Below are 17026 nucleotides of genomic sequence, written 5' to 3' on the forward strand. Positions count from 1 at the left end.
AAGAAAAGTAGATCTTACCTGAAGTTCATCAGAACGCTTAGCCGAATTGTATTGGCAAGTGGGTGATCGTCTTCGAGCGTATAGATATAACTAAAGTCAACGCCAAAAATATTGTATCTGAGGCCGGCACCCAATGTAATAAATTCACGGTTTCCATTTTCGGGATGCTCGTAATAATAGCCAGAACGCAAGGCAAAGAGTTCATCGTACCAGTATTCAAGACCAAAACCGTACATGAGTTGTTGGCCAAGAGTTACATCAACGGTTTCTGAACCATTAAATCTCTCATAAGATCCCCAGGAGTTGAATAGAGCTTCCATCACACCCATTGTTTCATATTCAGGGCTATCGGGATCGCTTCCTACGTTTTCATTACGAGCCATGATTTTTGAAATATCGTTTGAGAGAGTAAGAGTGTTGATACCGTTTGCATCAATATCCATTGTATATGCCCATCCCAAACGCATGATTGTGGGCAGAGGATCTTTTTGTGCATTATCGGTATACTGAATTCCAGGCCCGATATTCGAGAGGTTAAAACCGGCATTAAAAGATGCCTGACGGTTTCCAACCTGAAAAGGATCAGTTTTATAAAGTGCAGCTAAATCGATACCAACGCTTGATCCGGGACTTATGTCCTGACCACTTACGCTGCCGTCAGCTAATGAGCTGTAGATATAACGAAGACCTGTACCAACTGAAAAATTATCTGAAATTCTGAATCCGTAGGAAAGACCCGCCGAGATTTCGAAACTGTTAAATCTGCCAAGTTCTAAACCTGTTTCATCTGTTCGAATCTGTTCGCCAAGATTCAGGAATGTGATGTGACCGCCAATAGTGCCGATTCCTTCTACATAATAGGTTCCCACAAGGTAATCGTAAAATAGATCGGCATTAAATGCAGGTAACCAGTTTGCATGTGTTACGCTAATTTGGTTTTGATTTTGGAATGCAAGTCCTGCCGGGTTCCAAAATATTGCCGATGCGTTATCTGCCACAGCTACTCCGGTGTTGCCCATTCCGGTTGCCCTTGAATCGGGTTCTATTTGAAGAAAAGGAACAGCTGTAATGCCTACTTGTGCCTGTACCGCAACTATTGGCAATAATATAATTGCTGCGAGAGATAAGAAGAACTTTTTCATAACGTGGAAAACTAAATGTTAAATGAATCTAAAACTCTACCAAAGTATAAGAATAACTCAGGTAAAAATTGTCTGTTGTTTCTCTTAATAATCAACTGAAAGATTGAAAACTATTGGATTAAACGTAATTAGAATTTTCTTATGATATACGATATATATCGGCTTAATCCGGCACAGATTATAATCTGTTATTAAATAGTGAAACTGTAACGTTTTTCAATAAGATATAGTAGAGTTTATTTAGTTTTAATAATATGAGTAGCAAGAATCGATCAGAATTCAGACACCAAATAATACATTCACCCCTCAAAAAAGTCAAGCAGAGTTATAACTGATTTCTTCAGATCATTTCCACTACAAGGGCAGAAGCGCCACCGCCTCCATTACAAATACCTGCGCATCCCAAAGTTCCATTTGTTCGTTTTAAAGCATGCAGAAGAGTAACAACAATTCGGGCTCCCGAGCAGCCAATAGGGTGACCAATGCTTACGGCACCTCCGTGGATGTTAACTTTTTCAGGGTCAATTTCAAGGATCTGGTTGTTAGCCAGCGAAACAACTGAAAATGCTTCATTGATTTCAAACAAGTCTACATCTTCTTTTTCAATACCGGCTCTTTTTAAGGCGATGGGAATGGCATCTGCCGGGGCAGTTGTGAACCATTCAGGAGCTTTAGCAGCACTGGCAGAACTTCTAATCCTGGCAATTGGCTCAAGGCCTAATTCTTTTGCTTTATCTTCACTCATCAAAAGAACAGCCGCTGCACCATCATTTATACTGCTTGCATTAGCTGCTGTAATAGTGCCTTCTTTATCAAATACTGGATTGAGTTGAGCTATCTTATCAAAATTAACACGCTCTAACTCTTCGTCCATTTCTACTTTTGTGATATCTCCTTTACGGCCGGTTACCTTTATCTCTATAATTTCGTCTTTAAAATATCCCTTTTCGTGTGCATTCAGAGCTCTTTTGTATGATTCAATAGCAAATTCGTCTTGTTGTTCTCGTGAGATATTACACTCTTTCGCACAAATTTCACCGGCGTTACCCATATGAAAATCATTGTAAAAATCCCATAAGCCATCCACAAGAATGCCATCTTCTGTTTTTGAATGCCCCAGTTTCGATCCAAAACGATGTTTTTTAAGGTAATATGGTACATTGCTCATGCTTTCCATTCCGCCTGCAATCATTACTTGGTTTTGCCCTAAAGAAATTTGATCGGCGGCAATCATAATGGCTTTTGTGCCGGATGCACATACTTTGTTAACAGTTGTTGAAGGGGTTTTTTCGGAGAGCCCGGCTTTAATGGCAGCCTGCCTTGCCGGGGCCTGACCGATTCCAGCTGTGAGTACATTGCCCATAACAACTTCCTGAACATCATTAGATTGCATTCCGGCCGATTTAATCAGTTCATAAATTACAGAAGCCCCCAGTTCGGGAGCAGTGAGCGATGATAAACTCCCGCCAAAAGATCCGACCGGAGTCCGTTTTGCTTCAACAATAACTACATCAGACATAAAATTCCTGTGTTTATGATTCAATTGCCTGTTTCAAATCATCAACCAAATCTTCAGCATCTTCAACACCCAGGGATAATCGAATCAGGGAATCTGTTAAACCTGCTTTGAGCCGAACTTCTCTGGGGATGGAACCATGTGTCATCGATGCAGGATGACTGATTAATGACTCTACACCTCCTAAACTCTCAGCTAACGTAAATATTTCAGTGTTAGACATGACTTCAGTTGCGCGTTGAATAGTATCATCTTTAAGTGTAAAAGAGACCATCGCACCGAAATCATTCATCTGTTTGGAGGCAACACTGTGTTGGGCATGTGATTTTAGCCCCGGGTAGAAAACATTCTCAACGTTTGGGTGTGATTCTAAGAGGTCCACGATCTCTTTTGCATTTTCGACCGATCGCTGCACCCGCAAATGAAGTGTTTTTATTCCTCTCAATACAAGGTAACAATCCATAGGACCGGGTACGGCTCCGGACGCTTTTATCTGGAAACGGATTTTTTCCATAAACTCTTTATTTGAAGATGCTACGGCACCTCCGATAATATCGGAATGACCACCAAGATATTTTGTGGTTGAGTGCATGGTTACATCTGCTCCGAGAAGGAGAGGTTGCTGCAAATAGGGGGAGGCAAATGTGTTGTCAACTACAGAAAGTGCACCTGCATCAGAAGCAATTTCAGAAACTTTTTCGATATCAATTACGCGAAGCATCGGATTTGTAGGTGTTTCAATCCAAACCAGTTGTGTTGAATCTTTTATGGAAGATTTTACTTCTTCGATATTCGTCATATCAACAAACGAAAACTCAATTCCATAGGGTTCAAAAACCTGCCGGAAAAGTCTGTAAGTACCTCCGTAAAGATCATTGGTAGAGAGTACATGGTCACCCGGTCTCAGGGATTTAATAATGGCGTCGATAGCTGCTACACCACTTGCAAAACATGCACATGCATCAGCCTCTTCAAGACCGGCAATCATTTTTTCAAGTGCTGTACGTGTTGGGTTCCCTACCCGTGCATAATCATATCCCTGGTGATCATTTGGTGCTTTTTGAGCGTATGTTGAGGTTTGAAAAATTGGAGGCATAACAGCACCCGAAGTTTTCTCAGGTTCCTGCCCTGCGTGAATTGCTTTTGTATTAAACTTCATAAATAGATTTAAAAATTATATGATCGTTCGATCGATTCGGCCTCTTCATGCATTTCTAAATCCGTATAAACCTGGTAGAGATTACTGATATACCCAAGATTATCGGAATTAATTTCAACAAGTCTTTCCCAAAGAGGTAAAGAGTACTCCATAAAATTCTGTTCCAACTCTGCAAGATCACCTTCGATGTTCGGAAGTTGACTGAGCCTTGTGGAGGCTTTTTTGTAAAATGAAGCCATCCTGAACAGGTTCTCTTCTGATGTTGGAAGGGACTCCTGTATCGTTTCAAATATTGAATGCACTGAAGCGAGAAGATTTGTTAACTCTTCCTGTTCTTCCTTTGTTAACTCACTGTCTGTATCTGAATTTGCTAAAGAATCGGTTCTGTTTTTAAACAGATAGTAAAGCTCTGTTGCAAGTGATTCCTGGTATGCATACCGGGTTGGATATTCTCCTGAAAGTTGTTCCAGAAGATCAATGGCTTCTTGGTGTTTATCGCTTAGAATAAGCACATTAATCAAACCATGTTTGAAAAGAAGCTTGTCGGGGTTGAGCTCAACGAGGCCTTCATATATCCTTTCTGCTTCTGCTAAATCACCAGATTCCAGGTACAAATAGGCCAGTTTCTCGCTGATTGAAGGGGTGTCTTCATCTTGCTGCTCTTCTGCCTGTTCTAAGGTTTCAATGGCCTGGTTTAAATTTCCATGCTGGTAGTGAGTGGTTGCCAGTAAACTATATGTTTGCAAGCTATCCGGGATAAGAGTTATAGCATTTTGGAAATGAGCTACACTCTTTGAATAATTCTCCGTTTGATCTGATTCATTTTTTTGGATCAGACGCATTCCACTCTGTTGCTCGGAATGCCAGGCTTGAGACAGAACTTCATCCAATTGTTCTGAGGTACTTGCATCTGCAGAGTAGCTATCGGCAATATCTCTGATATTCATATAAACCGGGTTTCTATTACCGGGATCAGAAATGTTCTGAGAATATTGATATAAAAGATGTGCCTTTTCAGTCTGCAAATCAGTATTTCCAGGTTCTTCTGAAATTTGTTGGTTTAAATTACTGATCTGTTCCTGAAGTGATGTCTCTTCGTTATTAGAGGATTTCGAAGTTCCCGTATCACGGACGGTGCTGCACGAGAGGGTAAAAAAAATCCCGAATGCAAGCACAAGGCTCAGCATTCGGGGAGTTTGATATATCATATAAAATTAGTTGGAGTTATTAATACCGGCTTTTTCCATTGCTGCTTCAGCTTCCTCTTCCATACCAAGGGCTGTATAGACCTGGAAAAGAGACTGCCAATTTTCTGGGTTATCCGGGTTAATTTCAGCAGCTCGTTCGTAATATTGTCTTGCTTTTTCCAGATTTTCTTTAGCTCGCTGGTCGTATTCAGCTGCTAATTCGTTGTCCATCGTGTTATTCCGTCGCTCAAAGAGATTGGCTGCACGGTTTTGATAGATGATACCAAGAATGAAATTCGCAGATTCATCATCAGGAACAAGTTCAACTACTTTAGACATCTCACGAATGGAGATTTTCGAAAGTTCATCTATTTCTTGTTCTTTAGCATCAATTTCTGATTGGAGCTCTTCAATTTCGGACTGAGTTTGTTCTAACTCTTGTCCCCGCTGATCTCTTGCTGCTTGTCTTAGTTCAAACAGCTCTTCATAAAGATCTGAAACTTCGTTTGATATCCGTTCAACACTCTGATATATCTGAGTACCCAGTACGCGTCTGTATTGCGGATTTTCAGGGTCCTTTTCTATTAGCTGTTCTACAAGAGATATAGCTCTGTCCCGTTCACCGGCTTGGATATATGCATCAGCAAGAAATTGAACGAACATTGATTCATCAGGATATAAATCGCGACCTTCTTGAGCAAACTCAATAGCTTTCTCATACTGGTTATCGAACAAATAAAGACTAATCAGGTATTCGTAATCTTCCGGTGCGGGTTGATCAAGCAGCTCCATAGCTTTCTCATAACTTTGGATTGCATCATCAACTTGATTTAACTGATAATATGTTGAAGACAACACCTGGTAGGTCATTGCACTATCAGGATTGATAACAACAGCATTTTGCAAGTGTTCGAGTGATGTTTCATATGGATTTTCAGTAGCATTAAAAAGGCTGTCATCATTCTGAATGTTTACACCCATATTGTATTCATCCGCCCAAAAAGAAACTACAGAATTATTTAACTGTTCAAGTTCTTCGGGAGTTTCGGGTTGTTCCTGCATCAGTGATTTTGCAGTATCGAATGAGGATCTTGCATTTTCATAGACAGGCTGTCGGGTGCTTGGTGGTTCCATTTCATATGCCTGAGAAGCTAAAACAATCCCTTTATAATAGTGCGCTACATAGTTTGATGAATCTTCTTTAAGGGCTGAATTAACTGTTTCGAGTGCAGCATCAAAATTACCTGTAACCAGGTTTACCTGCACGTCATTAACCAAGGGATCAGTGGTCTCGCAAGCCCAAAAAAGCAGTAGGGGAGCAAGAATTAGAAAGAGTAGTTTGAATCTTTTCATTTTAATATGAGTGATGTTTTTCAGAATTAGTTTAATACTTAGAAAGTAACCATATATAGAGGATTCCGCAATATTAGGTTCCTCTTTTAAACAGTTACTGTGGGTTGATTTACTTAAATAATTGGATTTTCTTTCAATTGAATCGGGTTTCAAATCTTATAAGAATAAATAATTGATATGGTGAAAAAAATTGTAAAGACAGATAAAGCTCCGGCAGCTATTGGCCCTTACAGTCAGGCTGTTGTTCATCAGAATACACTCTATTGTTCCGGTCAAATTGCACTCGATCCGAAATCTATGGAATTGGTTAGCAACAATGTTGGCGAACAAACCGAACAGGTAATGAAAAATATTGAACAAGTGCTGCGGGAAGCGGGGAGCAGTTTTGATAAAGTTTTAAAATGTTCAATTTTTTTGGCAGATATGGATGATTTTTCGGAAGTCAATGAAATTTATGGTAGTTATTTTTCAGATAATCCCCCGGCGAGAGAAACTGTAGAAGTCAGCCGGCTGCCAAAAAATGTAAAAATTGAGATTAGCTGTACTGCGTATGTTTAATTTGTGAAAGAAAAAGAGGCTGTTTTTGATGTGTGATTGCCCATTCCGTCAAAAACTTCAACCTCAATGTAGTTTTGATTTGCAGGAACATACCCCGGAACGTAATAAAAGAGAGATTTTCTGTCGGGATCGTATTCTGTAATTCCCGGTTTGCCATTTACAGTAATAGTAGATGATTGATAATCAATACCGGTATCGCGATCAACTGCTGGCACTCTTATGATATAATTACCCGCCAGGTTTTTTTCAAGCTGAGGATTACCAACCCAGGGTGGTGTACTGTCTTCCATAATTACCAGGCTGCTGATTTCTCTCAATGAAGATCTAATTATTCCGCCTTCATTAACCGCTCCCATGAAGTAGAATCGATTTCTGAATTTATCAACCGAAAACAATCCCAGGCGCTCATTGTCTTTTAGATCTTCGGGAAGAATGTAGTTAAAATAGATCTGCTCCTCAATGGGTAAACGATCAGGGGAGAAATTGAATTGAATTTCATCACCAATCCTGGATATGTCCAGGTGTAAATGTAAGGAGTCATACAGGGCCTTTTTGGGGAATTCAATCCACATTCGTTGGTCAGGTGTACTAAATACCTGTTTATTATCAGGAATCAGTTTTTTTTCGATCGATGAATTTGAACTGAACCGAATGGATTCCTGGTTGTTTGATACTTGAAACGCAACTGATTCCGAACTTGCAAGCAGGGGAGTGTTATTATTAAATATAACCTGTCTTCTGTTTACAGTAAATGGTTTTCTGGTTTTAGGCGGAGCAGGATAAGTTGGTACATCTGTGATTTTATCTATTCTGTTGGAGCTTGTTACATTAAGTGTTACTGAAGCTTCGGCCGTATTTCCAAAGATATCAGAAGCGATGATGCGCAGGGGGTATCTCCCTTCATCAAAAGCAAGTATTCCTCTGTTCTTCAAAATTTTATAAATGGGGAGTTGATTCCCATTAACCTTATAAAGCCGTTGAAATCCTCGCCGGGTCTCTGCAAGAATCTGGTATGATCTATCCAGGAACATGTGACTACTTTCTGCAAACGAAAATTGGTCAGAGCTGGAATGGTATAGAGTATCTGATTGATGGACTAATGTTAAGGTATGAACGGCATATACATTGGGTGTATAATTTGCTTTGTCGTGCACATTTATTGCTAAACCCACAGGTTGATTGACAGTAATATCCCCAAAATCATATCGTTTGCCATCTTTTTTGGCATTTTTTATTTGAAACCCTTCATGTTTTAAAGAGGCAGGATTTAAAAATTCGATAGCTAACTGACGGAAAACCGGCTCTAAATTATCTCTGATGCTGATATTAGTAAGAAGCGGGTTGAAGGGTTTATTTTCTGGATTTCTGAGCTCAAAATGAAGATGAGGTGGACCTACTCCTGACGAACCGGTAAATGCTATTACTTCCCCTTTTTCATAATAGAGAGAATCCTCTTCAATAATTCTATTAAGAACAAATGAGTAATCCTGCATCCTGATAGAGTCCGTATAAGATTGTAAATCTGGCTCAAATCTGTTCAGATGGGCATATACAGAATAGGAACCGTCGTTATGTTTCATGTAAATTACATTCCCATATCCATTGGGGCCGGTTCCAATTCTATGAATAATTCCATTGCGGGTGGCGAAAACTTTGTAGCCTTCCTGGCCCCAGGTGCGAATATCTAAACCGGCATGAAGATGGGCAGACCGTGTCTCTCCAAAAGTTGAGGAGATCTGGTTTGTTGCATCGGTAGGCCACGCATACTCAACAGAATCTGCCATGAAAGGTAGTGGTTGGGAAGAAAGACAACCCTGAGGTAAAACAAATCCACAAATCCCGAAAAACAGGATTATATATTTAAATACTGGACTGAACATATACTTTTAAGGTTGAAAGTTGATTTCCAATGGATGCTTCCACAACATCCCCATCAACAATGGGGCTTACACCATCAGGAGTTCCTGTAAAAATTAGATCCCCCGGATTAAGGGTAAAATGATGTGACAGATAAGATATAATATCAGACGGAGAAAAAAGCATATTTAAGGTATTTCCATCCTGGCGAACTTCACCATTTACATGTATCCGAATATTTAGATTTTGCAGATCTATTGATGAGTTGAATTCAACAAAATTTCCAACAGGAGCAAATGTGTTAAGACCTTTTGAGAGAGTCCAGGGCAAGCCGTTACTCTTTGCAGCAGATTGAATATCCCGGGCAGTTACATCAATGCCAACCGCTATCGCCCGGATAAACTTGAGTGCATCGGCAACAGTACAATTTTTAACCTCCTGACCAATAAGCAATACCAGCTCTACTTCATGGTGAACAGTTGATGAACGACGGGGTAATTGAATGGTTTCTTCATTAAAAAGAAGGCTGCTTCTCGGTTTTAGAAAAACAACTGGTTCCTCCGTTTGCCTGCTTTTCATCTCTTTGATATGTCTGGCATAATTTCGGCCAATACAATATACAGAGCCGAATTGAAGTTGGGGATATTCTTTTATTGTATAATCCATAACCCCAAAATAAAAAAAGCCCTGACAACATTGTTATCAGGGCTGTAAAAAAAATAAAATTTTATGCTTCCTCTACAGAGATGTATTTGCGTCCATTACCTCTGGTTCGGAAAGTAACCTGGCCGTCAACAAGGGCGAAGAGAGTGTCATCGCCGCCGCGGCCTACATTTTCACCGGGATGGAATTTAGTGCCTCGCTGCCGTACGATAATATTTCCGGCACGCACAACTTCACCACCATATTTCTTTACTCCCAGTCGTTTCGATTCTGAATCTCGTCCGTTTCTTGTCGATCCTTGACCTTTCTTATGCGCCATAATTTACCTCGTATTAAGAAATTTTTTCGATTTGAAGTTGAGTTATAGGCTGTCTGTGCCCGTTCTTAACTCGATATCCTTTTCTTCGTTTCTTTTTGAAAACCATTACTTTATCGGCTTTCAGGTGTTCTACGATTTTTGCTTCTACTTTAGCACCTTTTACAGTGGGTTTGCCGATTTTAACTTTTCCTTTCTCATCTTTCACCAGAAGAACTTCATCCAGTGTGATATTTTCATCGTCAGAGGAAAGTCTGTTAACAAAAATTGTTTGGTCTTCAGCAACCTTATATTGATGCCCGCCAATTTTTACGATAGCGTACATATGAGTTAATTTCTTATTGTTTGTTCAAATTTTGAATAGACTCCAAAGATAGTAGTTTTAAAAGTGAATTGAAACTACTATTAGTTATGTTTTTCAACCTGCACGGATTGTTGAAATTTTTTTTGAGTGTGAGGAATGAAGAGTGTAATTTCATTTTAAACTATCATTTACTGATCTACGCAAATTAATACTATGGGTAAATTACCAGATCTGCATAAACAAGCATTTAAATACAAGAACACTAAGAAACTTCAACATGATGGCGGTCGCGCCTGGATTAAAGATTCACAACTTTTTGAGTCCAGAAAAGATGCTAATGGGCGGCTCATCACAAAGAAAGATCAAAAAGAGAAAAGCTGACATTCTCTCATTACTCAAGACTGTTCTGATGATGGCGCAAGTGTCTCGCTTGTGCCTGATGTAAGGAGCACGAGCGAGACGATCGCGCTATTCTCATGATTAACATTAGCTCGCTTTCTTGGTCGGAATTCCTTTGTGAATCCCCGTTCGGTTCACGTGACCAATGTATTTACCGATAATTCGCACCTCCTCAAATACATCCGGTTCTATCACAATATCATCAAACTCTTCATTAGCGGGTTCTAATCTCAAACCGTCATTATCAGAGTAGATGCGTTTCAAACTGGTCTCACCATTGTATAAAACAGCGCCAATATCTCCATCTTTCACATCTTTATCCATCAGAAGGACGAAATCTCCATCATAAATGCCAGCATCTTTCATACTCATGCCGGAAACCCGCAATGCAAACATATCATCCATGTTGGGAAAAAGAGTTTCAAGGGTTATTGTACCAAGATCGGCCTCTACAGCCTCCTGCAGATATCCGGCTGCAATCAGTCCGCGAACCGGAATGCCGGTGCTTTTCTTAATTCCAAGATTACCCTCGTAATCCGGATGAATATCATATTCATCGTCATCTGTTTTAATCAGGTATCCTTTTTTGAGAAGAGCCTGTATATTTTGGGTTACGCTATTAGGGGATTTATAGTTAAATGCTTCGGCTATTTCCCTGTAGGTTGGCCAAACATCGTGCTCTTTTTTATAGTCGATGATGAAATCAAAAAACTCCTTCTGTTTTCGGGTAAGTTGGGCATTATCCATAGTGACAATTTAGATTATGTGCAATACATGTGTAATAAACAAAGAACTTTTATTAAATACAATGGCATGATTTTTAATTTTTCCTGAAAGGTATCTTTAGGTTAATGTTTTGAAATGGCAGATCAGATACAGATTGGGATAAGGCTTTGGAGGCTCATATTGAATGAAGATAGATCTGAGAAATTCCAAATTATCATCTGTATTCATTGGTAGAAAAGTAGGCAGTTGACAGTTGGCAATATAACTTTGCCTACTGCCTACTGCCTACTGCCTATTTCATTTTTGAATTTCACTCATTTCCCTTCGGCGTAAACGCTTGGATACCGGTAATCTCTCTTCCCAAAATCAGACCGTGAATATCATACGTTCCCTCGTAGGTGTTGACCGATTCAAGGTTCATCATGTGGTGAATGACGCGGTATTCTCCGGATATTCCATTACCGCCATGCATATCTCTTGAGGTCCGTGCTATGTCCAATGCCTTGCTTACATTATTTCTTTTGGCGAGAGATACCATGCTTGGATGCAGTCGCCCTGAATCCTTTAATTGACCTAAACGCCAGGCGAGCATCTGCATGGACGTAATATCGGTCAACATATTTGCCAGTTTGGTTTGCGGTAATTGATTGGCGGCGATCGGTTTCCCGAATTGAGTTCGGTCTGAGACATACTGACGAGCTTTGTGATAACAAAATTCAGCCGCTCCCACAGCTCCCCAGGCAATTCCATAACGGGCACTGTTAAGACACATAAATGGTCCCTTTAATCCTCTAATATCAGGAAAAACATTTTTATCAGGCACGAATACATCTTCAAAAACCAGTTCTCCTGTGGATGAAGCTCTCAAACTCATCTTGTGTTTGGTGGGCGGAGCTGAAAATCCCTCCATTCCTTTTTCAACCAAAAATCCACGAATGACTGGTTCATCGTTTTTATTCTCTTTTGCCTTTGCCCAGACCACGGCAACATCGGCAATCGGCGAGTTGGTGATCCACATTTTAGCACCGTTCAATGTCCAGCCACCCTCGGTTTTTAATGCTGTTGTGCTCATGGAAGCTGGATCAGAACCGTGATCGGGCTCCGTCAACCCGAAGCATCCGATAATCTCGCCGGTTGCCAACCTTGGAAGAAAACGTTCTTTCTGCTCTTCAGTGCCAAAAATGGAGATCGGGTACATCACCAAAGATGATTGAACGGACATAAACGACCGATATCCCGAGTCCACCCGTTCCACTTCACGGGCGATTAAACCATAAGCCGTTTCGCTCACACCGGCTCCCCCATATTTAGGATCGATGGTTGAGCCGAGAAGCCCAATTTCACCCATCTCTTTAGCGATGGACAGATCAAATACCTCATCCTGATTTCCCTCTAAAGCACGTGGTTCCAGTTTTGATTGTGCATACTCGCGGGCAGTCTCCATCACCATTCGATTATCTTCCGTGAGTTCAGATTCGAAGAGGTAGGCGTCATCGATGTTGAAGTTATTCTTAGACATAAAGTTTTTTGATTTTTTGCGTTATGGAAGCTGAAGTCTGACAGCTAAAAATCTAATGCTTCGTTTGGCAACTGCACTGAATCACGTTATCCGATTCGATGATGGCATGCCAGTCGAATTGCTCATCATAATCGAGCTGTTCCCACCAAAAGGGGAGACGCTCATCAGGATGATTTCCAATCTCATTCATGGTTGATGCATCATACAACCGGCCGTTGACCATCGTATAAACAACGTTTTCGGTATCACGTAAATTTTCAAGCGGATTTCCGTCAATCACAATCAGGTCGGCAAGTTTACCTTCTTCAAGTGAACCGAGATGTTCTCCTACTCCAATATAATTTGCACCATTAATTGTTGCTACCTTCAGTGCTTCGTGATTGCTCATTCCACCTTGCTCAAACATCCAGGTTTCCCAATGGGCACCGAGTCCCTGTAGCTGACCATGAGCACCAATATTGACTGTGACTCCAAGATCATGCAGGTCATTAGCCGAGGCGGCGCTGAACATATGCCCCATTTCATATTCCTCTTCGGGAACCATGGTTCTGTGTCTGGATCGCGAATCAATAATAGCACGAGGGGTGAAGTTCAGCAGCCGTTCTTTCTCCCAAACATTGGAGTGTTGATACCAATAATATTCACCGCTCATGCTTCCATAATTCACAACAAGTGTTGGTGTATATCCAACTTCTGTATTCGACCATAGCGTCAAAACATCATTATAAAGCGGATAGATCGGTACATTATGTTCAATTCCGGTGTGCCCGTCAATAATCATGCTCATATTATGGGTAAAAGTTGATCCGCCTTCCGGCATCACATTAATGCCGATTTCACGAGCGGCCTGAAGGACCTGCTGACGCTGATCACGTCGCGGCTGATTGTAACTTTTTACGGAGGTAGCTCCAAACGCTTTTGTTCGCCGAACAGCCGAGCGAGCATCCTCAAGATTGTTGACAACAGCTTTATATTCTGCATCGGCTCCGTACAGAATTCGTCCGGTAGAGAAGATACGCGGCCCCACCATATTTCCGGCTTTCACCATCTCGGATTGAGAGAAAATCATCTCGGTATCTGAGGACGGGTCATGTGCAGTTGTAACCCCATACGCCAGGTTTGCAAAATATTCCCACTGCTGATTCGGACTCAACCCTTGTCGAAAATTTCCGATGTGAGCATGTGCATCTACAAATCCCGGCATGATGGTTTTTCCTTCTGCATCAATCACATGCGCTTCCGCAGGGATTTCTACCTCATCCACAGTTCCGACAGATTCAATTCGGTTTCGATTGATAATGATTGTTCCGTTTTCAATCACCTCATCACCATTCATTGTGATGATATGGACATTTGTGAAAGCGACCGTTCCTGAGGGAATATCCATCTCCAGTTCAAGACCAATATCGATTCCTTCATTGGTTCCAAGCGGAAGTTCTTCATCCGTTTCACCATTCAGAAAGTCAAACGCTTCCTGAAGTTCAACCGAATAATAATTCTCCCCGAGTGTCCAGTGAAGTTGGTTCCCGTCATTCGACCAATTCAGGCTGATTCCGGCATCTTTCGCTACATGGGTTACCGGAATGGCTTTTGTATCGGCATTCAGCTCAATTCCACTGCCAACTTCGGGCATTGGGGCGATGTACACTTTGAATAGCTCGTTAAACGCAACCCACTCATTATTTGGGCTTGGTACAAAATTATTCGCATATTTGGATGAGAAATGAGTCTTATGATCTTCTCCATTCAGATTCATCGATCTGAATTCATTTTCCAGGTAGGAGCCACCGAGGTAGAAAATCCGTGATCCGTCTGCGTTAAACATCGGGTTTTCACCATCATCATGAATCAACGTTTGTTCGCCGCCTGTTACCGGCATTGTATAAATTCCGGGATTGACGGTATAAGCATGTCCCTGGTGATTATTGCCGTCTTCTCTTCTGAAGAGGATGGTTTCGCCGTCCGGAGAAAATGAGGGTTCCCGATAGATTCCTTTTCGATCTGTGATGGTTTCCGGTATGGCATTCTCCTGCGTCATATCCAACACTTTAATTTTTCCCATCTCCACATCATGCCAGGTTACATACACAAGTTTGCTTCCGTCAGCAGAAAATGAGGGTTCAAATTCCAGGTTTGATTCGTTCGTCAGCCGTTCAGGAGTTCCGTTTGGCAGATCCTTTTTCCAGAGATATCCGGCTGCGTTGAACACCACTGTTTCACCATCGGGAGAGGTAACGGCATGGCGAATTGCTTTCGCTGTAAATTTTTCGGGAGCGGGATCAAATTCGTATTGTACGGCATCGGCTACTTCATAATTGATTTTAGCTTCAAACGGAATTTCTTCAACCGCTAATGTCTCCACATTCAATTTGTTGATTTTTCCCTGCGCCCAGAACACAAGATGGTTGCCATCCGGCGTCCAGTCGATATTGGTATAGGGTCCAAAAATTGCCCACGCCTGCTGTTGATCGGGACTCATATTATCATAAACCGGCCGTTCAATTCCGGTTTCCAAATCCCGGATATACAGAACAGATTTGGTACGTACTCGTTTGATAAAAGCCAATTTTGTACCATCCGGTGAGATGGTAGGAGAGATCGCTCCACCCGGTCCGCCGGTCACTCGCTCAATGTCGCCTTCCTCTCGGTCATACCGGTTGATCGCATAAATCTGGCTGTTTGGGTCTTTGTTGTATTGAAAATAACCGCCCGGGTACACATCCTGGCTGTAGTACACATATCGTCCGTCGGGAGATACGACCGGTTGTCCCACATCCTGCTGATCATTCGGCCGTTCCGTTAATTGAATTCCCGAGCCCCCGGTCATATGAAACATCCAGATCTCTCCGGCACCCAAAGATCTTGTGGAAGTGAAATGTTTACGCGCGACCAAGTAATTTCCATCGGGTGTCCAATCCGCATTATTCAGTAATCTGAAATCTTCTTCCGACACTTGCCGGGCATTTGATCCGTCCCGGTTCATCACCCAAATATTATCGCCACCGCCGGCATCGCTTGTGAATGAAATTTTAGATCCGTCCGGACTAAATCGCGGCTGAACTTCATAGGCGATACTTTCTCTGATTACTTCCGCTTCACCGCCCTCAATCGGCATCACATAAATATTTCCAAGAAGATCAAAAACAACCTCTTCGCCATCAGGACTCACATCAAGATTCATCCATGTGCCTTCAGTTGTTTCAAAACTAACTTGTTCAGTCTCAGCTCGATGTTCGGTGACATCCCAATCTTCTTCTCCATTTTCATCCTGTGCGGATAGGAGAGAGGAGTAACAAAAGATCAGGGTAAATAATAGGAGGAGGCGTTTCATAATAACAGACTTTTCTTTTTGATTGAATTTGCTTGGATGTTAATAAAAGTTCAGGAGAAACGTAGAAAAGACATTGTATTTTTTAAGAGTGGCAAAACATTCAATATTGGCAATTGAATTGGATCTGTCTACAAGTTTTATGAGGGTAAGAAAAATACAATGTCTGGACTGGTTAACGTTGACTGAAACAAAGAAGAAACATGGTATTTTTCGATTCAACTCAAATATTTGAAAGATTTCCAACACTTCGAGTATTTCAAACAAATGGGATGGCAAGAAAAAATACCATGTTTAACAAGTAAAAAGACGACCAGTTCAGGGTCGCCACTTTAAGATGTGCATATGGAATAAAACCGTCTGAATTTGAAAATACCGGTTGAGCCTAAAGTAACCGTCAGACCGCTCAAAGCGGTCAGACGGATGGGTAAAATCATAACTTCCGTATCTCAACTCCCAAAAATTGCTCCAGTTCATCCGGAGATTGGATGTTTTTCAAAGCATCTGTTTTCATTTTTGAAGCGAAATTTGCCGGGATATGCACGGCCCGAATTAACATATCCTGGTAGCCGTCTGAGGCTGTAAGGGGATAATTTGCATCAAGGAAAACTCGAACATCAACCATTGTGAAATCGAAATCAAGAAGGATAGTACCTTTTGAATTGAATTCCGTAATGGGGATTTGTCGCCAGACGTCCAGATCGTCTTCTTCGATATAATCTTCAAACACAAAAGCGATGACTACATCCGAATCAATAATATCAATATCACCAGGTATCTCATTGAAAAATTCAAAGTTATTTTCCGGTGATAACGTTGCGTTGAATTCAAAGGATGTGGGTAAAATTTCAGCTCCGTCCTGCCCGGGTGGTCCTGGAGGTCCTTCGGGTCCAACGGGTCCGCGTTCGCCGCAAGAGATCAGGACAACCGTCATAAACAAGAGAGCCGCGATAGTCTTAATTATTTTTTTCATAGTCGTGATGATTTATGTTCAGGTTA

15 protein-coding genes are annotated in these 17026 nt (G+C 41.4%); 2 read left to right on the forward strand and 13 right to left on the reverse strand.

The features are described from left to right. Positions 1–14 precede the first annotated feature (14 nt). The 5 genes from porV to U5K72_09420 all read right to left on the reverse strand — a co-directional run bounded on the left by porV (position 15) and on the right by U5K72_09420 (position 6357). Positions 15–1142 carry a type IX secretion system outer membrane channel protein PorV gene (gene porV / locus U5K72_09400; GenBank protein ID MDZ7719017.1) on the reverse strand — a complete coding sequence of 376 codons (1128 nt, stop codon included), beginning with the start codon at positions 1140–1142 and terminating at the stop codon, positions 15–17. A gap of 340 nt (positions 1143–1482) precedes the next feature. After that, positions 1483–2661 carry an acetyl-CoA C-acyltransferase gene (locus tag U5K72_09405; GenBank protein ID MDZ7719018.1) on the reverse strand — a complete coding sequence of 393 codons (1179 nt, stop codon included), beginning with the start codon at positions 2659–2661 and terminating at the stop codon, positions 1483–1485. A 13-nt stretch (positions 2662–2674) separates the two neighbouring features. Continuing rightward, complete coding sequence (locus U5K72_09410; protein ID MDZ7719019.1) at positions 2675–3817, reverse strand: cystathionine gamma-synthase; 1143 nt, start codon at positions 3815–3817, stop codon at positions 2675–2677. An 8-nt stretch (positions 3818–3825) separates the two neighbouring features. After that, complete coding sequence (locus U5K72_09415; GenBank protein ID MDZ7719020.1) at positions 3826–5025, reverse strand: tetratricopeptide repeat protein; 1200 nt, start codon at positions 5023–5025, stop codon at positions 3826–3828. A gap of 6 nt (positions 5026–5031) precedes the next feature. Beyond that, positions 5032–6357 carry a tetratricopeptide repeat protein gene (locus U5K72_09420; protein MDZ7719021.1) on the reverse strand — a complete coding sequence of 442 codons (1326 nt, stop codon included), beginning with the start codon at positions 6355–6357 and terminating at the stop codon, positions 5032–5034. A 177-nt stretch (positions 6358–6534) separates the two neighbouring features. On the opposite strand from U5K72_09420, the gene U5K72_09425 reads away from it, so the two are divergent. Beyond that, the gene (locus U5K72_09425) at positions 6535–6915 is read left to right on the forward strand and encodes a RidA family protein (GenBank protein ID MDZ7719022.1); all 381 of its coding nucleotides are present in this window, start codon (positions 6535–6537) and stop codon (positions 6913–6915) included. Here the strand turns inward: U5K72_09425 and U5K72_09430 are convergent. The 4 genes from U5K72_09430 to rplU form a co-directional block, all read right to left on the reverse strand. After that, positions 6912–8699, reverse strand: coding sequence for a M23 family metallopeptidase (locus U5K72_09430; protein MDZ7719023.1), 1788 nt, complete (start codon positions 8697–8699; stop codon positions 6912–6914). The two genes, U5K72_09425 and U5K72_09430, sit on opposite strands and share 4 nt — an antisense overlap. Before the next feature lie 76 nt (positions 8700–8775). Continuing rightward, positions 8776–9438, reverse strand: a complete 663-nt coding sequence (locus U5K72_09435; protein ID MDZ7719024.1) for a fumarylacetoacetate hydrolase family protein — start codon at positions 9436–9438, stop codon at positions 8776–8778. Between the two features lie 61 nt (positions 9439–9499). Then, the gene (gene rpmA / locus U5K72_09440) at positions 9500–9754 is read right to left on the reverse strand and encodes a 50S ribosomal protein L27 (GenBank protein MDZ7719025.1); all 255 of its coding nucleotides are present in this window, start codon (positions 9752–9754) and stop codon (positions 9500–9502) included. A gap of 13 nt (positions 9755–9767) precedes the next feature. After that, the gene (rplU, locus tag U5K72_09445; GenBank protein MDZ7719026.1) at positions 9768–10076 is read right to left on the reverse strand and encodes a 50S ribosomal protein L21; all 309 of its coding nucleotides are present in this window, start codon (positions 10074–10076) and stop codon (positions 9768–9770) included. Positions 10077–10268: 192 nt separating this feature from the next. On the opposite strand from rplU, the gene U5K72_09450 reads away from it, so the two are divergent. Beyond that, positions 10269–10436 (forward strand): hypothetical protein, encoded by a 168-nt coding sequence (locus U5K72_09450; protein ID MDZ7719027.1) that lies wholly within the window; start codon positions 10269–10271, stop codon positions 10434–10436. 105 nt (positions 10437–10541) lie between these two features. On the opposite strand, the gene lexA is transcribed toward U5K72_09450, so the two are convergent. The 4 genes from lexA to U5K72_09470 all read right to left on the reverse strand — a co-directional run bounded on the left by lexA (position 10542) and on the right by U5K72_09470 (position 17000). After that, positions 10542–11201 (reverse strand): transcriptional repressor LexA, encoded by a 660-nt coding sequence (gene lexA, locus U5K72_09455; protein MDZ7719028.1) that lies wholly within the window; start codon positions 11199–11201, stop codon positions 10542–10544. Positions 11202–11490: 289 nt separating this feature from the next. Then, on the reverse strand, positions 11491–12699 hold the full coding sequence (locus U5K72_09460; protein MDZ7719029.1) for an acyl-CoA dehydrogenase: 1209 nt from the start codon (positions 12697–12699) through the stop codon (positions 11491–11493). 52 nt (positions 12700–12751) lie between these two features. Then, a complete protein-coding gene (locus U5K72_09465; protein MDZ7719030.1) occupies positions 12752–16030 on the reverse strand; it encodes an amidohydrolase family protein in 3279 nt (1092 codons plus the stop codon). A gap of 430 nt (positions 16031–16460) precedes the next feature. Continuing rightward, entirely contained in the window at positions 16461–17000 is a 540-nt protein-coding gene (locus tag U5K72_09470; protein ID MDZ7719031.1) for a hypothetical protein, read from the reverse strand. Positions 17001–17026: the final 26 nt, after the last annotated feature.

This window comes from Balneolaceae bacterium (genome assembly GCA_034521495.1).
In the GTDB taxonomy this organism is placed as follows: Bacteria; Bacteroidota; Rhodothermia; order Balneolales; family Balneolaceae; genus Rhodohalobacter.